This is a genomic window from Variovorax sp. GW821-FHT09A10 (assembly GCF_059418385.1).
On sequence record NZ_JBWKPT010000002.1, the window covers coordinates 1238025 to 1260402 of the forward strand.

The window sequence follows — 22378 nt, forward strand, 5'->3', positions numbered from 1 at the left end:
ACCCAAGGAGCACCGACCCATGACCACGACCCTGAAGCACAGCCTGGGCACGCAGACCGAGCCCGGCACCCTGCGCATCGAGCGCACCCTGCCCGGCCCCATCGACCGCGTGTGGACCTACCTCGTCGATCCCGAGAAGCGCCGCAGCTGGCTGGCCGGCGGCACCATGGCGCAGGCGCCGGGTGCGGTGTTCGAGCTGCGCTTCCAGCACACCGAGCTGTCGGGCGAGGTGGCGCCCGAGCGCTTCGCGGCCTATCGCGAAACCCACGTGCAGCACTCGCGCGTGCTGCGCATCGAGCCGCCGACCCTGCTGGTCATCAGCTGGGGCAGCGAGCGCGAGGGCGCGTCCGAGGTCAGCTTCGAACTGTCGCCGCAGGGCCCGCAAGCGACGCACCTGGTGCTCACGCACCGCCGCCTGCCCGACCGCAAGGAAACGCTGAGCGTGGCCAGCGGCTGGCACGCGCACCTGGGCGTGCTCGACGAGGTGCTGCACGGGCGCGCGCCGCAAGGCTTCTGGACACAGCTGGAGGCCGCCGAGGCGGCCTACGCGACGCACATCCGCTGAACAAAGACCGTCGGGCCGCGTCAGGCCCGGCGGGCGGGCTCGGAAGGTTCGCGGCAGGGCTGCACGCGGGTTGCGCGGCTGATCACCTGCCGCTGCTCGCGCGCGCCCTTGAGCATGCGCTCGGCGGTGCGCTTCCCATGCGGCACTGGCGCGCCCTCGCCCATTTCGGACACGGACACGAACACCGTCTGCCCACCTTCGAGCACCGCCTGCGTCTTCGGCTGCGACTTGCCCGCGTACAGCGGCGCGTCGTCGATGTAGGCCTCCAGCGAGTGCGCACCCGGCGCCACGCACAGGCGCGTGAAGCCGTTGGGCATCAACGCGGCGTGGAACTCGCCATCGACATACACATGCGCGGCGCCCGCGCTGGGCGTGGACGTCGCAGGGCGGAAGAACACGACCTGCGCCAGCTCGGGCGCCACGGCCGGTGTCGTCCGGTACACGCCCCCTCTGCGCGCAACCGCAGCAGAAGACACCGCGACAGGCGCGACCATGTGCATCGGCTCGGAGGGCGGCGGCAGAGGAGGCAGCGGCACGGAAGGCGTGACCGCGACCGGGCCGCAGCCCGCGACCCCCATGGTCGCGGCGAGCACCCAGCGGCCCGCGCGCAGGCGCGGAGGGAAAGAAAAGAATCGGGACAAAGACATGGAGTGCTTCGGGCGCCTTCATTCAAAAAGGCCGCCATCGAACGAAGGGAAAGAAGCGCAGGCAGGCCGCAAAATGGCCCGCGCGCAGGGAACGAAGCACTCTAGGAAAATCAGCCGCGGCAGGCCATCGGACGAATCCGAAAGAAACGCCCGCCGGGATGAGCCCGCGCTGAAAGCGAGAACAAAGCCGTCGAAGGCGGCACAAAGGAAACCCCGACGCGCCGCGCCGGCGTCCTCAACGACTCACTCCGGCTCGATGCCCGCCGCGCGGATCACGCGGCCCCACTTCTGCGACTCGTCGGCCTGGAACTTCGCGAGCGCCTCGGGCGTGCCGGTGGCGGCCTCGCCGCTGGAGATGGCCTGGTAGGCGACGATGGCCGGCGAGGCCGACACCTTCACCAGCATCTCGTTGAGCTTGCGCGTGACGGCCGCGGGCGCGCCCGGCGGCAGGTAGACGGCCGTCCAGTACGACATGTCGTAGCCCTTCACGCCCTCTTCGGCCACGGTCGGCAGCGCGGGCACGGCGGCCAGGCGCTTGTCGCCGCTCACGGCCAGCGCGCGCAGCTTGCCGCTCTTGACGTGCGGCAGCGCGGTGGGCGCGTCGGCGAACATGAAATCGACCTGCCCGCCCAGCAGGTCGGTGATGGCCATCGGGTTGCTCTTGTAGGGCACGTTCACCATGTCGATGCCGGCCATCTGCTTGAGCAGCTCGCTCGCCACGCGGCTGGACGAACTGCCGCTGCCGAAGTTGAGCTTGCCCGGCGACTTCTTCGCCGCCGCCACGAGGTCGGCCACCGACTTGATCGGCGAATCGGCCCCCACCAGCAGCAGCATGTGGCCCTTGGACAGCAGCGCGACGGGCGTGAAGTCCTTCACCGGGTCGTAGGGCAGCTTCTTGTACAGGTGCTCGTTGGCGGCGTGCGTGGTGTTGGTGCTCATGAGCAGCGTGTAGCCGTCGGGCGCGGCCTTGGCGACGTACTGCGCGGCCAGGAAGCCGCTGGCGCCGGCGCGGTTCTCCACGATCACCGGCACCTTGTACTCGGTGGTCAGCGCCTGCGCGATGCTGCGCGCCTGCTGGTCGGTGCCGCTGCCGGCCGCGAAGGGCACGACGACGGTGAGCGGCTTGGCGGGGTAGTCCTGCGCCTGGGCAGGTGCCGCCGCCGCGACCGCGAAGGCCAGGACCGCGCCGAGGCGGAAGATGGAAGTGCGCATGGGTGATGTCTCCGGTGGGATGTAGTTCTTGAAGCGGGAAAGGATGCGGTCGCTCAAATGCTGTCGCGCGGCGGCACCGGCGGCGCGCCGAGCGCCGCGTTGTGCTCGCCCAGCCGGGGCGCGACCGCGCGGTGCGCGGGCCGCACGCCGTCGATGGACATCGGCAGCGCCGTGAGGCGGAAGTCCTCGCCCGGCACGGCCTGCAGCATGCCCAGCGCCTCGACCTGCGGATGCGCGACGGCCTCGGGCACGGTGTGCACCGGCGCGCAGGGCACGCCGGCGGCGGTGAAGCGCGCCATCCAGTCGGCGCGGGTGCGCGCGCGCAGCAGCGGGCCGATCTCGTCGAACAGCGCGGCCTTGTGCTGCAGCCGCTGGCGGTTGTTGGCAAAGCGCGCGTCGGCGGTCCAGTCGTCGCGCCCGAGTTCGTGCGCGAACTTGGCGAAGAGCCGGTCATTGCCGCAGCAGATCAGGAGCGGCGCATCGGCGGTATCGAAAGATTCGTAGGGCACGAAGCCCGGGTGGCCCGAGCGGTGGCGATCGGGCAGCCGGCCTTCGTTGACGTAAGCGTCGGCCTTCTGCCCCGTCCAGACCAGCGCGGTCTCCAGCAGCGAGGTGCTCACCACGCCGCCCCGCCCCGTGAGGTGGCGCCGCTGCAGCAGCGCCAGCGCGCCGATCACGGCCCACATGCCGGTGCCCTGGTCGCAGACCGAGGCGCCGGTGCGCATGGGCGGATCGTCGGGCCCGCCGTTGATGCTCGACAGCCCGCTGAAGGCCTGGATCAGCGGCTCGTAGCCCGGTTGCATGCGCAGCGGGCCGGTGTGGCCGAAGGCCGAGATCTCGCAGTAGATGAGCCGCGGATGGCGCGCGCACAGCGAGGGGCCGTCGATGCCCATCGACTGCGTGACGCCCGGTCGCAGGTTGTGGATGAGGATGTCGGCGCCAGCCGCCAGGGTCTCGAAGGCGGCCATGCCCTCTTCGCTCTTCAGGTCGATGGCGACCGAGCGCTTGCCGCGGTTGAAGACGTGGAAGTTGAGCGCGTCGCCGTGGCGAAACGCCGGGCCCATGTGGCGCGCGTCGTCGCCGCCCTCGACGCGCTCGAGCTTCACGACGTCGGCGCCGAGGTCGGCCAGGATCGCGCCCGCGAAGGGCCCCGCCAGCACCTGTCCGAGCTCGAGCACCCGGATGCCTTCCAGAATTTTGGTGTCCATGTCACGGGGGCGCGGGGGCCCCTTGTCTCCGTGTATCGAATGCGCCAGTCTCGGCGTCGCGCATTGATCTGTGAAGAACAATATTCCTATATCTGTGATAACTTGGATGGATCAATCCACAGCCACCCCGAGGGAACCGCGTCCGTGCGAGTCGACATCACGCTGCAGCAGCTCGAGGCCTTCGTCGAAGTCGCGAAGACCACCAACTTCCGCGCCGCTGCGCAGGCGCTGCACGTGTCGCAGCCGGCGCTGAGCCGCACGGTGCGCATCGTCGAAGACCTGGTGGGCGCGCGCCTGTTCGACCGCGACACGCGGCACGTCGAGCTCACGCCGGCGGGGCGCGAGCTGCTGCCGATTGCGCTGCGCATCCTGGAGAACTTCAACAGCTCGTTCAGCGAGCTGTCGCAGTTCCTCGAAGGCCGCAGCGGCCACCTCACCATCGCGGCGCTGCCCTCGACCGGCGTGGCGCTGCTGCCCGGCGCCATTGCCGAGTTCCGCCAACAGCATCCGCAGGTGCAGTTCTCGCTGATCGAAGGGCCGGCCGATGCGGTGCGCGCCGCGGTGGACGAAGGCCGCGCCGACTTCGGCCTCAGCGTGCGCCCCGGCCCGCACGAGCCGCTGCTGTACCGCCACCTGCGCGACGATCCCTTCGTGCTGCTGTGCCGGCGCGACGACCCGCTGGCCGCGCGCGCCTCGGTGTCGTGGTCGGTGTTCGCGACGCGGCCCTTCATTGCGAGCAGCTTCCAGAGCAGCATCCGGCCGATCACCGACGCCGCCTTCTTGCAGCGCGGCCTGCAGGTGCAGCCCGCGCTCGAATACCCGAGCGTGGCCGTGGCGGGCGCGCTGGTGGCGGCCGGGCTGGGGCTCACCGCCCTGCCCCGGCTCGCGCTGCAGCTGTCGCAGAACGACGAGCTGGCCACCGTGCCGCTGCAGCGCCCGCTGATGTCGCGGCCCATCGGGCTGGTCACGCGCGCGGGGCGCTCGCCCTCGCCCGTGGGCCGCGCCTTCATGGACCTGCTGCACCGTCGGGAATCCTCCCGGCGCTGACCGGCGCACGGTGCGCTGCGGCATGATCGACGCCATGCACAGCACGCCCCCGTATCCCCTGGTCATCGTCAAGGTCGGTGACACCCATGACGCGCTGCGCGAAGGCCGCGGCGACTTCGAGCACTGGATCGCCGACGGCCTCGGCACGCAGACCCTGCCCCTCGTGGTGGTCGACCCGCGCCGCGGCGACACGCTGCCCGCACCCGGCCAGGTCGCGGGCGTGGTCGTCACCGGCTCGCACGCGATGGTGTCGCACCGCGAACCCTGGAGCGAAACCACCGCCGCCTGGCTCGCCGAGCTGGTCGCGCGCGACACGCCCGTGCTCGGCATCTGCTACGGCCACCAGCTGCTGGCGCACGCACTCGGCGGCGAGGCCGGCCACCACCCGGGCGGCCCCGAAGTCGGCACGGTCACCGTCACGCTCGACGCGGCCGCCGCCGGCGACGCGCTGCTGGGCGACCTGCCCGCGCAGTTCCCGGCGCAGGCGATCCACTGGCAGAGCGCGCTGCGCCTGCCCGAGGGCGCGGTGAAGCTGGCCCACAGCGCGCACGAGCCCGTCCATGCCTTCCGCGTGGGGGCGCAGGCCTGGGGCCTGCAGTTCCACCCCGAGTTCGACGCCCAGACCATGGGCGGCTACATCGAGCTGCTGGCCCGCGACCTGGCCGCGGACGGGCTCGATGCCGCGGCGCTGCGCGAAGGCGTGCGCCCCACCGACGCGGCGGCGGGGCTGCTCGGGCGCTTCGCGCGGATCGTCGAGGCCAAGGCGCAGCCCGCCGTCTGAGCGCGCCGACGGGGCGTCGGCGCGCGACTACAAAAAGCGGGCCCCGCTTGGGTTAAGGTGCGGTTCCTTTCGCAGCTTTCCCCGCCTTCATGACCATGCCTTCGTCCCCGCCGGCCCGCAAGCACTTCTCGATGATCCGCGGCTTTCACCTGGCCGATGTCTTCACGCTCGGCAACGCGGCCTGCGGCGTCGGGGCGGTGTTCTTCGCGATGGCCTTCATGCGCAGCCAGTCGCTCGCGCACTTCTACTGGGCCGCGGCGCTCGCCCCGGCCGCCTTCATCTTCGACGTGCTCGACGGCCGCATCGCGCGCTGGCGCCAGACCCAATCGGCGCTCGGGCGTGAACTCGACTCGCTGGCCGACGTGATCTCGTTCGGCGTGCTGCCCGCCGCGCTCGGCTTCGCCGCCGGCCTGGACGGCGGCTGGGACTGCGCCGTGCTCATCTACTTTGTCGGCTGCGGCGTGAGCCGGCTCGCGCGCTACAACGTGACGGCCGAGGCGCTCTCGGCCGGCGCCGACAAGGTGAAGTACTTCGAAGGCACGCCGATCCCGACCAGCGTGGTGCTGGTGGGCGTGCTGGCCTGCGCGGCCTCGAAGGGCGCCCTCGGCGCCAACGTGTGGGGCGGCGCCTGGACGCTCGGCCCCTGGCAGCTGCATCCGCTGGTGCTGCTGTTCGCGCTCTCGGGCACGCTGATGATCAGCAAGACCCTGCGCATTCCCAAGTTCTGACAACCCGCCCATCTCACCCACCTGACAAAGGGGACCCCGCATGGCGATGAAGCTGTATTTCGACCCGCACAGCCGTGCGCAGGTCGCCAGGTGGATGCTCGACGAGGCCGAGGTCGACTACGAGATCGTGCCCACCCTCATCCGGGAGGGCGCCCACAAGCGCCCCGAGTTCCTGAAGATCAACCCGGCCGGCAAGCTGCCCGCGCTGGTCGACGGCCGCACCCGCATCTTCGAGAACGCGGCCATCTGCATGTACATCGCCGAGAAGTACCCCGGCAAGCGCCTGGCACCGGCCGTGGGCACGCCCGAGCGCGGGCGCTACCTGTCGCTCATGGTCTATTCGACCGCGCAGCTCGAGCCCTCGATGGGGGACAGCCTGCTGAAGATCAAGAGCAACAACAGCGCGCGCGGCTGGACCGACTTCGAGCAGGCCAAGGACGCCGTCGAACGCGAGCTCGGCGACGGCCCCTACCTGTTCGGCGCCCAGTTCACGGCCGCCGACGTGATGATCGGCTCGATGCTCATCTGGCACCGTGCCTTCGGCGGGCGCACCAACCGGCCCAAGCTCGACGCGTACATCCACCGGTTGCAGGCGCGGCCCAGAGGCATGAAGTTCGGTTGAAGTAAGCGGCAAGGCGTGCCGCGCTGGCGACAGTGCGCGGCGGAGGTTCATCCTCTAATCGGTCCCTCTTTTTCGACCCTTTTCTCCACCTCACGCCCGCCCCATGACTTCGAACACCTCGCGCTCCCGGTTCTCGTTGACGGCCCTCTCCCTGGGCCTGGTCGCCCTGCTCGGGGCCTGTGCCAGCACGCCGCCGCCCGGCAGCCGCAGCGTGAGCATCGAGCGCACCACCTTCGGCATCGCGCACATCACGGCGCCCGACTACGAAGGCCTGGCCTACGGTACCGCCTACGCGCACGCGCAGGACAACGTCTGCCAGACCGCCGAGCACCTGCTGACGCTGCGCGGCGACCGCGCGCAGTTCCTCGGGGCGCAGAACACCGGCGACTTCGGCCTGGGCCGCATGCCCAACGCGCAGATCGACCTGTTCGTGCGCTACCACATGGACGACGCGGCGCTGGCCCGCGCGGCGGCCACCACCAGCGACGAGGTGAAGGCCGCGCTGCGCGGCTACGTGGCGGGCTACAACCGCTACCTGCAGGATGTGGGCCCGGGCGGCCTGCCCGAAGCCTGCCGCGGCCAGCCCTGGGTGCGCCCGATGACGGCCGCCGACCTGGCGCGCGCCACCGAACAATCGATGATCCAGGGCGGCCTGGGTGCGCTGGCCGGCGCGGTGCTGGCCGCCGTGCCGCCGGCCCCGGGCGCCAAGACCGGCGCGGCGCCGGTCGCGCTTGAGCAGGCCGTGGCCGAGATCGGCCGCCACAGCTTCAACGCCAACCCCGAAGGCGGCGAGCTGGGCTCCAACGGCTGGGCCTTCGGGCGCAACGCCACGCCCGACGGCCAGGGCCTGCTGCTGGGCAACCCGCACTTCCCCTGGAACGGCACCAACCGCTTCTGGCAGATGCACCTGACCATCCCCGGCCAGCTCGACGTGATGGGCGCCACCGGCGGCCTGAGCCCGGTGGTGTCGATCGGCTTCAACAAGGACGTGGCCTGGACCCACACCGTGTCGACCGGCAAGCGCTTCACGCTGTACGAACTCAAGCTCGACCCCAACGACCCGACCGTGTACTGGGTCGACGGCCAGCCGAAGAAGATGGTCGCGCGCACCGTCGCACTGCCGGCCGCCGCCACGGCCGGCGGCGCGCCCGTGCAGCACACCTTCTACGCGACCGACTGGGGCCCCGTGGTCTCGCTGCCGCGCGCCGGCCTGGGCTGGACCGCCCAGAAGGCCTATGCGATCCGCGACGCCAACACGCTCAACGTGCGCTCCGCCGAAAGCTGGATGAAGATGGGCCGGGCCCGCAACGTCGCCGAGCTGCGCGCCGCCATGGGCAACCAGGGCATCCCGTGGATCAACACCCTGGCGGCCGACCGCGAAGGCAACGCGATGTACGCCGACCTGTCGGTGGTGCCCGACGTGTCAGCCGAGATGCTCAAGGCCTGCGCGCCCTCGCCGGCTGCCGCCGCGCTGCTCAACGCCGCCGGCCTGCCCGTGCTCGACGGCTCGCGCAGCGCCTGCGCCTGGCACCGCGACCCCAGCGCCGCCGCGCCCGGCATCATCGCGCCGGTCCGCATGCCGGTCGTCATCACGCCCGACTACGTGCAGAACAGCAACGACAGCTTCTGGCTCAGCAACCCCGAGACGGCGCCGATGGCGGGCGTCTCACCGCTGGTCGGCCCGGTCGGCGTGCCGCAGCGGCTGCGCACGCGCAGCGCCATCATGGAAATCCGCAGCCGCCTCGCGGGCACCGACGGCCTGCCCGGCAACCGCATGGGCGCGGCCGAGCTGCGCAGCGTGATCTTCCGCGACAGGAACCTCGCCGGCATGCTGGTGATGGACGACCTGAAGACCGCGTGCACCGCCGCCGGCACCGCGCTGAGCGCCGACCAGGCCCTGGGCTGCCGCGTGCTCTCCGCCTGGGACCGCACCAGCAACGCCGAGTCGAAGGGCGCGGCGCTGTTCCGCGAGTTCTGGCGCAAGGCCAAGGACCTGCCGAAGGTCTGGCGCGTGCCTTTCGACCCGGCGCAGCCCGTGACCACGCCCACCGGACTGGACATGGCCACGCCCGCCACGCGCGAGGCGGTGTTCAAGGCGCTGGGCGATGCGGTCGGCACCGTGCGCACCGCCGGCTTCGCGGCCGACGTGGCGCTGGGCGTGCCGCAGTCGCGCACCGTGCGCGGCCAGAAGATCGCGCTGCCCGGCGGCGACGAGTTCGAGGGCGTGCTCAACAAGCTCGAATCGCAGGGCCAGCCGCAGATCGACCCGAAGGGCTACGCCGTCAACTACGGCAGCAGCTACATGCAGGTCGTGACCTTCGACGCGCGCGGCCCCGTGGCGCAAGGCCTGCTCACCTATGGCCAGAGCAGCGACCCGGCCTCGCCGCGCGCCTACGACCAATTGCCGCTGTTCGCGGCCAAGCAGTGGCATCCGCTGCCCTTCCACCCGGCCGACGTGCAGGCGCAGCGCGAAGGCAAGCCGCTGCAGCTGGCGTACTGAACCATGTCCTCGAGCACCGTCCCCTTTCCCGCCCACGCCGCCACGGGCATCGACCTGCTGAACCGCCTGGCCGCCGAGCAGCCGCTCGCCCCGGCCTGCGATCACTTCTACTTCCTGCGCCACGGCCAGACCGGGCGCAATGCGCTGCGCGTCTTCCAGGCGCCCGACGAGCCCCTGAGCGCGCTCGGCGAACAGCAGGCGGTACAAGCGGCCGAGCTGCTGGCCGGCGAGCCGATCGGCGCCATCGTGTGCAGCGACGCGCGCCGGGCCTTCGACACCGCCCACACCGTGGCGCGCGCCCTGGGCCTCGTGCCCAGCGCGCACGAGAACCTGCGCGAGCGCAACTTCGGCGCGCTCATCGGCACCTCGTCGGCGAACATCGACTGGGCCTGCGAGCCCGAGGGGGGCGAGACGCTGGCGCAGTTCGTCGACCGCAAGCGCCAGGCGCTGGCCGCCGCGCTCGCCGCGCAGCCCGCGCCGGTGCTGGTGGTGGCGCACGGCGGCACGCTCTACGCGCTGGCCGCGCTGCTGGGCGTGGCGGTCGATGCGAGCATCTTCGGCAACGCGCAACCCTTGCGCTTCACACGTGCCGGCCCCACATGGGCCGTGACGCCGCTGCAACAGCGGCACGCCGACGGCGGAGCCGCCCTGGCCTGAACCAGCGCCCGGTCGCCCTGTACGCCGTCCACCGAAAGGAATCACCACCACCATGGAATTCAAGGACTACTACAGCGCACTGGGTGTCGAACGCACCGCGTCCGACGACGAGGTGCGCAAGGCCTACCGCAAGCTCGCCCGCAAGTACCACCCCGACGTCAGCAAGGAGCCCGACGCCGAGCAGCGCATGCGCGACATCAACGAGGCCAAGGACGTGCTCGGCGACAAGGACAAGCGCGCCGCCTACGACGCGCTGGCCGACCGTGTCGCACGCGGCGGCCGGCCCGACGGCAGCTTCGAGCCGCCGCCCGGCTGGGACACCGGCTACGAGTTCCACCGCGGCCCGCGCCAGGGCCCGGCCGACCACGCCGACTTCAGCGAATTCTTCTCGTCGATGTTCGGCGACGCCGAACGGCGCGGCGCCACGCGCCAGAACTACCGCGCGCGCGGCGAAGACCACCACGCGGCCATCGAAATCACGCTCGAAGACGCGCTGAACGGCGCCGAGCGCGAGCTCACGCTGCGCGCCCAGTCGCTCGACGCGCAGGGCCATCCGCAGTGGGAAAACCGCACGCTCAGCGTGAAGATCCCGCCCGGCGTGCACCCTGGCCAGTTCATCCGCCTCGCAGGCCAGGGCATGCCCGGCCACGGCGGCGAGCCGGCCGGCGACCTGTACCTCGAGGTACGCATCGCGCCGCACAAGCTGTACCGCGTGGAAGAGCGCGATCTGTACATGACGCTGCCCGTCACGCCCGCCGAAGCCGCGCTGGGCGCGCAGGTGCAGGTGCCCACGCCCACCGGCGGCGTGGTCGAGGTCACCGTGCCGCCCAACGCACGCGGCGGCATGAAGCTGCGGCTCAAGGGCCGCGGCTTCGCGGGCAAGACGCCCGGCGACCTGTACCTGCTGCTCGAGATCGCGCTGCCGCCCGCCGACAGCGAGGCCGCGCGCAGCGCCTACGCGCAACTCGCGCAGGCGACCTCCTCGTTCAACCCCCGCCAGCACCTGGGAGTCTGAGCATGGCGAACTTTTCTTCCGTGACCACCACCACCACCACCACGGCCATCGGCGTCTCGCACCCGCTGGCCGCGAACGAACTGGCGCACGCCTGCGGCGCCGACACCGCCTGGGTCGTGCAACTGGTCGAAGTGGGCATCGTGCAGGTCACCACGACCGACGCTCCGCCCGAACGCTGGGAGTTTTCCAGCACCGACCTGCAGCATGCGCTCGAAGCGCGCCGGCTCGAACGCGACTTCGGCGTGAACCTGGACGCCGCCGCACTGATCCTCGACCTGCAGCACGAGGTGCGGCGGCTGAAGGCGGTGCTGCAGGCGCACGGCGTGGGCTGAAAGGCGCCGCGCGCGCGTCGCGGGTCACGCGCATGCAATGACTGCCAGATCCGCACAGCCGCTCGCCATTTGCGAACAGGATCGGTGAGCCTGCGGCCCTAGATTGCCGCTGCCTGCGGAATTTCGCATGGCAGGCCGGCGCGCAGGCAACCCTTCACACACCGCCCGGCCTCCTCACACAGGAGACAAGAAGGCATGACCTCGCACAGGCTGAAGACCGCGCTCGACGCAACGCTGCACCAGACCGTTCACCGCCACGGCGGCGCCCCCGGCGTCGTCGCGATGGCGACCGACCGCACGGGCAATTTCTACGAAGGCGCCGCCGGCACGCGCGAACTCGGGCTCGACCGGCCGATGGCCACCGACAGCGTGTTCGCCATCTTCTCGACCACCAAGGCGATCACGGGCACCTGCGTGATGCAGCTGATCGAGGAAGGCAAGATTTCGCTCTCCGACCCGGCCGGCGCCTACGTGCCCGAGCTCGACGAACTGCAGGTGCTCGACGGCTTCGACGCCGACGGCCGGCCGCGCACGCGCGCGCCGCGCCGGCGCATCACGGTCAACGACCTGATGCTGCACACCTCGGGCCTGGGCTACGAGTTCTTCAGCGAAGACGACCTGAAGTACCGCGCCGCGCTGAACATTCCCACGGTGGTGTCGGGCAGCTTCGAATCGATCCGCACCGTGCTGCTGCACGAGCCGGGCGCGGCCTGGACCTACGGCGCCAACATCGACTGGCTGGGCCGCATCGTCGAACAGCAGCGCGGCAAGCGCCTTGGCGAGGTGATGAAGGAGCGCGTCTTCGAGCCGCTGGGCATGCAGGACATCGGCTTCGGGATGTCCGAGTCGATGAAGGCGCGCCGCGTGACCATCCACGACCGCGCGGCCGACGGCCGGCTCACGCCGCTGCCCGAGCTGGTGCTGCCCGAGCCGCCGCCGATGGACATGGGCGGCCACGGCCTGTATGCCACCGTGGGCGAGTACATGAAGTTCATCCGCATGGTGCTGAACGACGGCGCCGGGCCGCACGGGCGCGTGCTGAAGGCCGACACGGTGCAGCGCATGGCGCAGGACGGCCTGGCCGCCATGGACCTGTCGGTGGGTGGCTGGCGCACGTCGGTGCCCGCGCTGAGCAACACGGGCGAATTCCTGCCCGGCACCGACAAGGGCTGGGCCTACACCTTCATGACCAACCGCGAGCGCGCCCCCACGGGCCGCCCGGCGAACTCGCTGATGTGGGCGGGCCTGGCCAACAGCTTCTTCTGGATCGACCGCGAAAGCGGCCTCGGCGGCTACTGGGCGACGCAGATCCTGCCGTTCCAGGACTGCGCGAGCTACCCGGGCTTCGTGGCTTTCGAGACCGCGGTTTACCATCACCGCTGAGCCGTTGCCCCGGGGCGCGGCGCCTTCTTCTCCTTGAACCGAGGTGCGCGATGGATGCGATCCGCAACGTGCTGGTCACCGACGCCCGCGGGCAGCCGAGCGAGCGCCACCGCCTGGTGGCCTCGCACGACTGGGACGACATCCGGCGCTGGTCGGACCGCATCTACATGCCCTACCGCGTCACGCCCATCGGGCGGGCGCGCACGCCCGACTCGGTGCTCGACGCCACGCGCATCGGGCACTTCACGCTGAGCCGGTTCCACTACGGCATTCCGGTGAACATCAAGGACTTCTCGCCCGACAGCGGCGTTGGCATGGTGCTGACAACCGTGCGCGGCGCGGGCCGCCACTGGTCCGAAGCCAACGTCTATGCCGACACCGGCGTGGGCGACGCCTTCGTGGTCGACACCTCGCGCACGCACTACTGGGTGGACTTCGATGCCAACCACCTGCAGGTCAACCTCAGCTTCTCGCACGACGCGCTGGCCGCGCTGCACGCGCGCTGGTTCGGCGCACCCGCCGACGAGCGGCTGTGGACGCGCAAGTTCAAGTTCGGCGGCGCCCAGTCGAGCTGGATCGCGCTGCTGTCGTATGCGTGCCGCTGCGTCACCGAGCTGCCCGAGGCGGTCGACAGCGGCCCGCTGGGGCGGCACCTCGAAGAGATGATCGGCGTGCACGTGCTGACCCAGTGGCGCGAACAGCTGGCGCACCCGGCCGAAGCCGTGCAGCACCGCATGGCGCCGCGGCATGTGCTGGCGGCCGAGCGCCACATCCGCGAGCACGCCCAGCACGCGCCCACGCTCGGTGAACTGGCGAGCGTGGCGGGCGTCAGCGTGCGCACGCTGAACAGCGCCTTTCGCGAATACCGCCAGGCCACACCGATGCGCGCACTGCGCGAGCAGCGCCTGCAGGGCGTGCGCGCCGAACTGCTGATGGCCGACGCCGGCGCGACGGTGCGCTCGGTGGCGCAGGCATGGGGCTATGCCAACTTCGGCCTGTTCGCCGCGGCCTACCAGCAGCGCTTCGGCGAGCTGCCGTCGGCCACGCTGCGCGCGCGCAAGGCAGGCTGAGCCTTCATCTGATCTTCAGCTTGGGGCGCGTTGGCGCTCCCACAATTCCAGCGGGCGGGACACCTCGCCTTGCCTGGAAATCCCGGTCGCCATCGCCGCCGGGACATCCCCCTTCCCCCGACGGCATCCGGCATCGCGTCCGCGCCTGGATGCGACCGATGCCGAGCACCTCTTGAGCGAATGAACAACCCTCGCCCGTCCTTCTTCCCAGCCTGCGCGTCGATCGCAGCCACCTTCGTCCTCACGGCCTGCGCCGCCTCCATCCGGCCGGCCAGCGACGACCCTGACGTCGTCCAGGAACAGTCCCTGCAGCAGTCGTTGTCGCTGAACCACCGCATGACGCTGCAGCGCCGGCTCGACGACGTGGCGATCCCGCTCCTGGAGCACAGCGCGCCGTTCTGCGGCGGCGACGTGCGGGCCAGCCTGGGCGCGCACATCGCCAGCCTGTGGAGCTTCGAGAAGGAAGAACGCGCGGCGGCGAAGCAGACCCTGCACCTGGGCGACCGGCTGACCGTGCTGTGGACGCTCGACAGGAAGCAGGCGCCGGCCACGCCCCTGCGCGCCGGGGACGTGTTGCTCTCGGTCGGCGGCAAGCCGCTGCCCACCGGCGAGCAAGGAATCGACCGGCTCAACGACGTGCTCATCGACGCCGCGCGCGCCAAGCCCGTCAAACGCGAGGGCTGGCTGGAAGCCGTGGTGCAGCGCGAGGGCCAGTCGACGGCGCTGCGCCTGCCGTACACCACGGCGTGCAACTACACCGCCATCACGCGCATGAAGAACGAGGTCCATGCGGAGAACGACGGGCACGAGATCGTCGTCAACTCGGCGCTGATGCGCTTCTTTCCCGACAACCGCGACCTCGCGATCGTGCTGGGGCACGAGCTGGCCAACGGCGTGCTGTCGCATGGCGGCAAGACCCGCGCGGTGGGCATCGCGGCCAGCCTCGTGGATGGCGCGCTGGGCGGCACCGGGATGGCGGAAGAGGCCCTGTCGTCGCCGTTCTCGCAGCAGTTCGACGCCGAGGCCGACTACCTCGGCCTCTACATGGTGGCCGCGGCGGGCTACGACATCGACGGCGCCGAACGGATCTGGCGCGAGCTCGGGGTGCACACGGCCGGCGCGAAGAAGAAGGGATTCATGAGCGCTCCGCCGAGCTCTGCCAAGCGCTTCGTCGCGATGCGGCGCACCATCGCGGAGATCCAGGCCAAGAAGAAAAACGGGGCACCCCTGGTGCCCCTGGCGAAATCGAAGTCCTGACGCGCCGCAACGCCGGCCGCTACTGCATCTGCTGCAGGTTGCCGATGCGCACCAGTATCTCGGTGAACATCTGCATGTCGGCGTCGAGGTCGGGCACTTCCTTGTATTCCTTGGCGTTGTGCGCCGTGTACTTCTTGCCGGGCATCGCGGGGCCGAAGTTGATGGCATTGGGCATCAGCTTGGCCGTGGTGCTGCCGGCGGTGGGCACGGGCTTGGCCTCCAGACCAGTGGTGTCGCCGAAGATGTTGAGCAGCGTCGAGAGCCACGCGCCCTTCGGGTCGCGCGCCATCCAGTTGCCCTGGTCGTAGGCCAGCTCCAGCTTCACCTGGCTGGCCGTGGCCCAGCCGTTGACCTTGGCCGCCACCTGCGCCTTCAGTTCGTCGGGCGTGCGGCCGCGCGGCATGCGCACGTTGGCCGTCACTTCGAGGCGGCCGTCGGCGCCCATGCGCACAAGCGTGGGCGACATCGTGAGCGGACCCATGAAGTCGTCCTGGTAGCCCAGCCCCATCTTCTCGCCGAGGTAGCCGGTGCCGTAGAGCGCGTCGATGTACTGCACGGCGCGCAGATGGGGATTGGCGGCCAGCGGCACGCCGGACTCCTTCAGGAACAGCGCCAGGCGCGGCACGGGGTTCACGCCCTCTTCGGGCCGCGAGCCGTGGGCCGAGGTGCCCGTGACCTTCAGCTCGACGGCCTCGGCGCCGCGCGCGACGTCGATGGCGAACTTGCCGCCCTGGCTTTCGTACTTGCGCACGAAGGCGGCCTTGGCGGCCTCGAGCTTCGCGGCCACGGCCGCTAGGTCGCCGCCCTTGAGCGTGGCGGTCGCGGTCTGCGGAATGGCGTTGGCGGAGGCGGCGCCGCTCATCGCGGTGATGGCGGTTGCGGCGGGGTCGGCCGCTTCCGCGGGGAAGAACACCTTGAGCGCGCCCGAGCCCTTCTCGGCCACGACCGCGGGGTACTTGCTGTCGAGCACGATGTTGTAGGCCGGCAGCGGCGTCTTGTCGCGGTAGTACTGCATCGCGTCGCCGCCGGTTTCCTCGGTGGTCTCGATCATCAGGCGCACGCCGCGCTCCACCGGCAGGCCGCTGTCCTTCACGGCCTTCATGGCATAGAGCACGGCGGCGATGGAGCCCTTGTCGTCGATGGTGCCGCGCCCGTAGAGGAAGTCGCCCACGCGCGTCATCGCGAAGGGGTCGAGGCGCGTGCCGTCGTCGAGCACCCATTCGGACAGCACGGCCGGCACCACGTCGGCATGCGTGAGGATGCCGAACTCCTCGCTGCCCCGGCCCTTCAGGCTCACCTCGAAGATGCGGCCGTCGACGTTGCGATAGCCCAGCCCGAAGTCCTTCGCCATCTTCTCGACCAGCTGCCCGAACGCGACCATCGGCGGGCTCTCGTGCGGCGGCACCTGCACGTTGCGCACGGTGGGCAAGGCGACCATGGTGCCGATGCTGGCGATCACGGCCTGCTGGTTCTGCAGCCGGTTGTACAGGCCGAGCAGGCGCGCGATGTTGACGAGGTCGTCGCCCGCCAGCGCCTTGCCGCCGGTGTAGGCCGCCACGCTGGGCTGCAGCGCGGGCTGGGCCTGCGCGGCCTGGGCCAGGAAGGCCTTGAAGTCGGGTGCCGTTCGGCCGCCCTTCCAGGCGGCGGCGAGCTGGTCGAGCGCGGGCTTCTTGAGGGTCTCGGCACCGGCCGGGACAGCGACGGCGAGCGCCATGAGGGCCAGCGAAAGCGCCGACAATGAAAAACGAGACTGCTGCATCAGGGTCACCCCCTCATTCCGAAAACATTCCCCGACGATAGCCGAGCCATGCCTCACGACGACAGCCTTTCCTCACCCCCGCGATGCGCCTGGGCCCGCACCGATCCGCTGCTGGCCAGCTACCACGACGCCGAATGGGGCGTGCCCGAACGCGACAGCCGCGCGCTGTGGGAAAAGCTGATGCTCGACGGCTTCCAGGCCGGCCTGTCGTGGCTCACCATCCTGCGCAAGCGCGACGCCTTCCGCGCGGCCTTCGAGGGCTTCGTGCCCGAGACCGTGGCGCGCTTCACGCCGGCCGACGTCGAGCGCCTCATGCAAAACGCGGGCATCGTGCGCTCGCGCGCCAAGATCGAGGCCGCCATCGGCAACGCGAAGGCCTACCTCGCGATGCAGGCGGCGGGCGAAGATTTCTCCGATTTCGTCTGGGGCCTGGCGGGCGGCCAGCCGGTCGTCAACACCACGGGCACGGTGCCCACGCAGACGCCGCTGTCCGAAACGATGTCCAAGGCGCTGAAGCAGCGCGGCTTCAAGTTTGTCGGCCCGGTGATCGTCTATGCCTGGATGCAGGCCACGGGCATCGTCGACGACCATGCGCCCGACTGCCATTGCCATCGCGACCACCGCCGCGCCTGAACAGGCATGAAAAAACCGGACAGTGCTGTCGCACGGTCCGGTCTTTTCGGGTGGTGGTCTTGCTAACCGAGGCGGCTTGCGCCGCCGTCGATCACAGGCCAGCCTGGCGCGTGAAGCTGCGTGCCTGCGAGGGGATCACGCTGCCGGCGAAGGATTCGCGGCGCAGATTCTGGCCGGGAGCGTGGGCAGCTGCCACGGCTTCGGCGCGGACCGAGGCGCGGTCCACCGACGAGGCCAGCACGGGGGCCACGCTGGCCGACACGGCGTCGCTGTATTCGTTGCCGGCACGGGCAGCGGCCACGGCTTGCGGTGCCACGTCGGCACGGCTGTAGCCGGAGGTCACGGCGTGAACGCCTTCGTAGGTCTCTGCGTGGGCGGCGCCAGCGGCGGCGAGCAGGGAGAGAGCGGCGGCGGCGAGGATGTTCGAGGTCTTCATTTCAATTCCTTCTTGATTGGGCTTTGGATGCCCTGAAGTGTGCGCCAAATTCCTAGGGTAAACCCCAGTCAATCTGAATCGCAGTGTTCACGGAATTGAAACAATCACGGGGAACTTTCCGACATGCGGGGTTCGCGTGAAACTTTTTCGTACAAAACCCTGAGAGTTTGCGAACTTTGGGGCTCTGTCGTCAAGTCTCAGGGCCGCCCCCAGCTGCGCACCAGCGTGCGGATCGCGACCGCGCCGCTGCCCTTGACCTCGGCGCGGTAGCTGCCCAGCAGCGCCTCGCGCTCGGCGGCGGCCTGCGGTTCGTTGCGCCACGCGAGCAAGGCGGCCACGTCGGCGTCGGGCAGCGCCAGCAGCAGCGCCTGCGTGACCAGCTTCTCGAACTCGCGCGCCACGGTCATCAGGTTGCGCGGACGCGGCGAGGTCACGCCGCGCGACCACAGCGAATCGAGCGCGGTGTCGAGCGTGCGGTCGGGCAGCGAACTGAACTGCCCGGCATTCCCGCGCGCCAGCTGCTTGACCACCGCGCTCATGAGCAGCTGGCTCGAGAAATCGATCTCGCGCGCCTCGGCCACCGTCATGCGCGACAGCAGCTCGACGCGCGCCGGGTCGGCCGGCCGCGCGTGCTGCTGATGGAAGAAGGTCACCTTGGCAGGCTCGTCCATCGCGGCGTAGTCAGCGCGCAGCTTCGCCAGGCGTGCCACGGCCTCCAGCACCTGGGGCGCCGGCGCGGCGGCGCCCTGCCCGGCCGCCGCCACGTCCTGACGGATCGCGGCCACCGAGGCGTTCACATCGAAGGCGCGGCCGGCCGCCACGTCGAGCGACTGCAGGGCCTTGTCGGCAATGGCCAGGTCGGGCGGTTCCAGCAGCTCGCGCGCGCCGCGCGACACGGCGCCGGGCCCGTAGGCGTTCTGGTAGCGCGCCTGCACGCCCTCGAACTGGAGCAGGGCCTGCGCGCGGTCCTGCGTCCACCCCGTCAAGGGGGCAAGGAGCAACGACAGCAACAAGAGGCAACGGGGCGACGACAGGCGGGACAGCAAGGACATCCCGCATTATTGGCACGCCGCGATCCCGCGCCCTTCATCAGGCCTGCGCCAGCTCCCCGCGCAGCAGCTTCGCGGCCGCCACCATGTTCGACAGCGCCGCCTCGGTCTCGGGCCAGCCGCGGGTCTTGAGGCCGCAGTCGGGGTTGATCCAGAGGTTCTCGCCCGGCACCACCTGCGCGGCCTTGCGCATGAGGCGCACGATCTCGTCGACCGAGGGCACGCGCGGCGAGTGGATGTCGTACACGCCGGGGCCGATCTCGTTCGGGTAGCGAAAGCCGCCCTCCCCGCCGAAGCCGCGCAGCAGCTCCATGTCCGAGCGGCTGGTCTCGATGGTGATCACGTCGGCGTCCATCGCGGCGATCTCCGGCAGGATGTCGTTGAACTCCGAATAGCACATGTGGGTGTGGATCTGCGTCTGGTCGCGCACGCCCGAGGCGCTGATGCGGAAGGCGCGCGTAGCCGCCTTCAGGTACGCGGGCCAGCCCGCGCGGCGCAGCGGCAGGCCTTCGCGGATGGCGGGTTCGTCGATCTGGATGATGCCGATGCCGGCGCCCTCGAGGTCGTTCACCTCGTCGCGGATCGCCCAGGCGATCTGCTCGCAGGTGGTGGCGCGCGGCTGGTCGTCGCGCACGAAGGACCACTGCAGGATGGTCACGGGGCCGGTCAGCATGCCCTTCATCGGCAACTTGGTAAGGCTCTGCGCATAGGCGGTCCACTCGACCGTCATCGCGGCCGGGCGCGCCACGTCCCCGAAGATCACCGGCGGCTTCACGCAGCGCGAGCCGTACGACTGCACCCAGCCGTTGGCGGTGAAGGCGAAACCGTCGAGCTGCTCGCCGAAGTACTCGACCATGTCGTTGCGCTCGGCCTCGCCGTGCACCAGCACATCGATGCCGAGTTCTTCCTGCTTGCGCACGGCCAGTGCGATCTCGGCGCGCATCTTCTCGCGGTAGCCGGGGGCATCGAGTTCGCCGCGCTTGAAGGCAGCGCGGGCCGCGCGGATCTCGGCAGTCTGCGGGAACGAGCCGATGGTGGTGGTCGGCAGCGCGGGCAGTGCAAAGCGCGTGCGCTGCAGCTGCTGGCGCTGCGGGAAAGCGGACACGCGGCGGTCGTCGCCGGCCACGCTGCGCGCCAGGCGCAGCGCCACGTCGGCGCGGTGCACGCGCGGGCTGGCGCGGCGCGCGGCCACGGCGGCACGGGCGGCTGTGAGATCGGCGGCCACCGAGGCTTCGTTGCCCTCGACGGCGGCACGCAGCACGCGCAGCTCGTCGAGCTTCTCGATGGCGAAGGCGAGCCACGACTTCAGTTCGGTGTCGAGCTTCGTCTCGGCCGCGAGGCTGAACGGCACATGCAGCAGCGAGCACGACGGCGCGATCCACAGCTCGCCCTGGTGCTTCTCGGCCACGGGCCTGAGCTTGCCCAACGCCACATCGACGTCGGTGCGCCAGATGTTGCGGCCGTCGACCACGCCGACCGACAGCACCTTGTGCGCCGGCAGCCAGTCGGCCACGCCGGTCAGCTCCTGCGGCGCGCGCACGGCATCGACGTGCAGGCCGGCCACGGGCAGCTGGCAGGCCAGGCGCAGGTTCTCGGACAGCGGCGAGAAGTAGCTCGCCAGCAGCAGCTTCGGCGCATTGCGCGCGATCTGCCAGTACACGCGTTCGAAGGCATTGCGCCAGACCTCGGGCAGGTCGAGGCCGAGGATCGGCTCGTCGATCTGCACCCACTCCACGCCCTGCTGCTTGAGCCGGCCGAGCACCTGCTCGTACACGGGCAGCAGCGATTCGAGCAGCGAGAAGCGGTCGAAGCCGGCCGCCTTTTCCTTGCCCAGGTACAGGAAGCTCAGCGGCCCGAGCAGCACGGCCTTGACCGCGTGGCCGGCCTGCTGCGCCTGCGCGACCTCGTCGAACAGGCGCGTCGATGCGAGCCTGAACTGCGTGGCCGCATCGAACTCGGGCACGAGGTAGTGGTAGTTGGTGTCGAACCACTTGGTCATCTCGAGCGCGAAGGTGCCTTCGGCGCCGTGGTTGCAGCTGTCGTCGTGCACATGACCTGCTTCGTCTTCCACGCCGCGCGCCATCTTGAAGTAGCGCGACAGCTCGGGCTCGTCGCCGCTGAAGCCGAAGCGCGCCGGCTCGCAGCCCAGCAGCTGGATGTGGTTGGCCACGTGGTCGTAGAAGGCGAAGTCGCCCACGGTCACGAAGTCGAGCCCCGCGTCGCGCTGCGCCTGCCAGTGGCGCGCGCGCAGCGCCTCGCCGACGGCTTCGAGCGCGGCATGGCTGGTTTCGCCGCGCCAGTGCTTCTCGAGGGCGAACTTGAGTTCCCGGTGGGCGCCCATGCGCGGAAAGCCGAGGATGTGGGTACGGGTGGTCATTGCAGGTAATCCGGTCGCTGGTCTTGGAAACCGGTGATGGTCGGCGTTTGGCGCATATGATTCAAACGAAACCTTTTGCCCGTTCGCTTGAATCATTTTCATGATGCAGTCCATCCTCGAGATCCGCCACCTGCGCACGCTGGCCGCGTTGCGCGACACCGGCAGCCTGGTGCGCGCAGCGCAGTTGCTCAACCTCACGCAGTCGGCGCTGTCGCACCAGATCAAGCTGCTCGAAGAGCGCTACGGCGCGCAGTTGTTCGAGCGCAAGTCGGTGCCGCCGCAGTTCAGCACCACGGGGCTGCGGCTGCTGCAGCTGGCCGACATCGCGCTGCCGCTCGTCGAAGAGGCCGAGCGCGACGTGGCACGGCTGGCGCTGGGGCGCAGCGGGCAGCTGCGCATCGTGGTCGAGTGCCACACCTGCTTCGACTGGCTGATGCCCGCGATGGACGCCTTTCGCCAGCGCTGGCCCGAGATCGAACTCGACATCGTCTCGGGCTTCCACCCCGACCCGATCGCGCTCGTGATGCAGAACCGCGCCGAGGTGGCGATCGTCTCCGAGCAGGACCCCGACGAAACGGTCGACTACCACGCGCTGTTCCGCTTCGAGATCGTCGCGCTGCTGGCCAACGACCATGCGCTGACGGCCAAGCCGCACCTCACGGCCCGGCACTTCGCCGACCAGACGCTCATCACCTACCCCGTGCCCGACGAGATGCTCGACATCGTGCGCCAGGTGCTGGCGCCCGCCGGCGTCGAGCCCGCGCACCGGCGCACCACCGAGCTCACGGTGGCGATGCTGCAGCTGGTGGCCAGCGGGCGCGGCGTGGCCACGCTGCCGCTGTGGGCGGTGCAGAATTACCTCGACCGCGGCTATGTCACGGCGCGCCGCGTGGGCGCCCGGGGCCTGACGGGGCGGCTGTACATGGCCTGCACGCAGGCGACCTCGGCGCGGCCCTGGCTCGACGACTTCGTGCGCGTCACGCGCGAGAGCTGCTTCAAGAGCCTGCCGGGGATCGAATTGCTGTGAGCCTGTAAGCCCGAGGGCGGGAGGATCACGTCCGAATCCGGCCAGTGCGTGGTGGTGCACGGCCTGAAGATCG

21 protein-coding genes are annotated in these 22378 nt (G+C 70.4%); 14 read left to right on the top strand and 7 right to left on the bottom strand.

Annotated elements, in window-relative coordinates; genetic code table 11:
* The first annotated feature begins 19 nt into the window (after positions 1 to 19).
* Positions 20 to 565: an SRPBCC family protein gene (locus tag AC07Q9_RS12540; RefSeq protein WP_495309707.1), complete on the top strand. Its 546-nt coding sequence runs from the start codon at positions 20 to 22 to the stop codon at positions 563 to 565.
* Between the two features lie 20 nt (positions 566 to 585).
* On the opposite strand, the gene AC07Q9_RS12545 is transcribed toward AC07Q9_RS12540, so the two are convergent.
* The 3 genes from AC07Q9_RS12545 to AC07Q9_RS12555 form a co-directional block, all read right to left on the bottom strand.
* The gene (locus AC07Q9_RS12545; protein WP_495309709.1) at positions 586 to 1212 is read right to left on the bottom strand and encodes a hypothetical protein; all 627 of its coding nucleotides are present in this window, start codon (positions 1210 to 1212) and stop codon (positions 586 to 588) included.
* A gap of 243 nt (positions 1213 to 1455) precedes the next feature.
* The gene (locus AC07Q9_RS12550; protein WP_495309711.1) at positions 1456 to 2424 is read right to left on the bottom strand and encodes a Bug family tripartite tricarboxylate transporter substrate binding protein; all 969 of its coding nucleotides are present in this window, start codon (positions 2422 to 2424) and stop codon (positions 1456 to 1458) included.
* Positions 2425 to 2477: 53 nt separating this feature from the next.
* A complete protein-coding gene (locus AC07Q9_RS12555) occupies positions 2478 to 3632 on the bottom strand; it encodes a CaiB/BaiF CoA transferase family protein (RefSeq protein ID WP_495309713.1) in 1155 nt (384 codons plus the stop codon).
* A gap of 144 nt (positions 3633 to 3776) precedes the next feature.
* Here AC07Q9_RS12555 and AC07Q9_RS12560 point away from each other — a divergent pair, with 144 nt between their 5' ends.
* From AC07Q9_RS12560 to AC07Q9_RS12610, 11 genes are all read left to right on the top strand, one after another.
* Positions 3777 to 4679, top strand: coding sequence for a LysR family transcriptional regulator (locus tag AC07Q9_RS12560; RefSeq protein ID WP_489057151.1), 903 nt, complete (start codon positions 3777 to 3779; stop codon positions 4677 to 4679).
* 34 nt (positions 4680 to 4713) lie between these two features.
* On the top strand, positions 4714 to 5460 hold the full coding sequence (locus AC07Q9_RS12565; protein ID WP_495309716.1) for a glutamine amidotransferase: 747 nt from the start codon (positions 4714 to 4716) through the stop codon (positions 5458 to 5460).
* An 89-nt stretch (positions 5461 to 5549) separates the two neighbouring features.
* Positions 5550 to 6188 carry a CDP-alcohol phosphatidyltransferase family protein gene (locus tag AC07Q9_RS12570; RefSeq protein ID WP_495309718.1) on the top strand — a complete coding sequence of 213 codons (639 nt, stop codon included), beginning with the start codon at positions 5550 to 5552 and terminating at the stop codon, positions 6186 to 6188.
* Positions 6189 to 6228: 40 nt separating this feature from the next.
* On the top strand, positions 6229 to 6810 hold the full coding sequence (locus AC07Q9_RS12575) for a glutathione S-transferase family protein (protein WP_495309719.1): 582 nt from the start codon (positions 6229 to 6231) through the stop codon (positions 6808 to 6810).
* Between the two features lie 103 nt (positions 6811 to 6913).
* Positions 6914 to 9310, top strand: coding sequence for a penicillin acylase family protein (locus AC07Q9_RS12580; protein WP_495309721.1), 2397 nt, complete (start codon positions 6914 to 6916; stop codon positions 9308 to 9310).
* 3 nt (positions 9311 to 9313) lie between these two features.
* A complete protein-coding gene (locus AC07Q9_RS12585; RefSeq protein WP_095947490.1) occupies positions 9314 to 9967 on the top strand; it encodes a histidine phosphatase family protein in 654 nt (217 codons plus the stop codon).
* A gap of 52 nt (positions 9968 to 10019) precedes the next feature.
* The gene (locus AC07Q9_RS12590) at positions 10020 to 10982 is read left to right on the top strand and encodes a DnaJ C-terminal domain-containing protein (protein ID WP_495309723.1); all 963 of its coding nucleotides are present in this window, start codon (positions 10020 to 10022) and stop codon (positions 10980 to 10982) included.
* Between the two features lie 2 nt (positions 10983 to 10984).
* Positions 10985 to 11314 carry a chaperone modulator CbpM gene (locus AC07Q9_RS12595; protein ID WP_495309726.1) on the top strand — a complete coding sequence of 110 codons (330 nt, stop codon included), beginning with the start codon at positions 10985 to 10987 and terminating at the stop codon, positions 11312 to 11314.
* Between the two features lie 195 nt (positions 11315 to 11509).
* Positions 11510 to 12697: a serine hydrolase domain-containing protein gene (locus AC07Q9_RS12600; protein ID WP_495309728.1), complete on the top strand. Its 1188-nt coding sequence runs from the start codon at positions 11510 to 11512 to the stop codon at positions 12695 to 12697.
* A gap of 50 nt (positions 12698 to 12747) precedes the next feature.
* Positions 12748 to 13767 carry an AraC family transcriptional regulator gene (locus AC07Q9_RS12605; protein ID WP_495309729.1) on the top strand — a complete coding sequence of 340 codons (1020 nt, stop codon included), beginning with the start codon at positions 12748 to 12750 and terminating at the stop codon, positions 13765 to 13767.
* Between the two features lie 180 nt (positions 13768 to 13947).
* A complete protein-coding gene (locus tag AC07Q9_RS12610; RefSeq protein WP_495309731.1) occupies positions 13948 to 15024 on the top strand; it encodes a M48 family metalloprotease in 1077 nt (358 codons plus the stop codon).
* A 19-nt stretch (positions 15025 to 15043) separates the two neighbouring features.
* Here AC07Q9_RS12610 and AC07Q9_RS12615 read toward each other — a convergent pair whose 3' ends face one another.
* Entirely contained in the window at positions 15044 to 16783 is a 1740-nt protein-coding gene (locus tag AC07Q9_RS12615) for a dipeptidase (RefSeq protein WP_495309733.1), read from the bottom strand.
* A gap of 48 nt (positions 16784 to 16831) precedes the next feature.
* Here AC07Q9_RS12615 and AC07Q9_RS12620 point away from each other — a divergent pair, with 48 nt between their 5' ends.
* Positions 16832 to 17416: a DNA-3-methyladenine glycosylase I gene (locus AC07Q9_RS12620; RefSeq protein ID WP_495309735.1), complete on the top strand. Its 585-nt coding sequence runs from the start codon at positions 16832 to 16834 to the stop codon at positions 17414 to 17416.
* A 91-nt stretch (positions 17417 to 17507) separates the two neighbouring features.
* Here the strand turns inward: AC07Q9_RS12620 and AC07Q9_RS12625 are convergent, their stop codons facing one another.
* From AC07Q9_RS12625 to metE, 3 genes are all read right to left on the bottom strand, one after another.
* Positions 17508 to 17852, bottom strand: coding sequence for a hypothetical protein (locus AC07Q9_RS12625; RefSeq protein WP_062481853.1), 345 nt, complete (start codon positions 17850 to 17852; stop codon positions 17508 to 17510).
* Positions 17853 to 18049: 197 nt separating this feature from the next.
* Positions 18050 to 18904, bottom strand: a complete 855-nt coding sequence (locus AC07Q9_RS12630) for a hypothetical protein (RefSeq protein ID WP_495309737.1) — start codon at positions 18902 to 18904, stop codon at positions 18050 to 18052.
* A gap of 37 nt (positions 18905 to 18941) precedes the next feature.
* Entirely contained in the window at positions 18942 to 21278 is a 2337-nt protein-coding gene (gene metE, locus AC07Q9_RS12635; protein WP_495309742.1) for a 5-methyltetrahydropteroyltriglutamate--homocysteine S-methyltransferase, read from the bottom strand.
* 100 nt (positions 21279 to 21378) lie between these two features.
* Here metE and AC07Q9_RS12640 point away from each other — a divergent pair, with 100 nt between their 5' ends.
* Positions 21379 to 22305 carry a LysR family transcriptional regulator gene (locus AC07Q9_RS12640; RefSeq protein WP_495309743.1) on the top strand — a complete coding sequence of 309 codons (927 nt, stop codon included), beginning with the start codon at positions 21379 to 21381 and terminating at the stop codon, positions 22303 to 22305.
* The last annotated feature ends 73 nt before the right edge of the window (positions 22306 to 22378 follow it).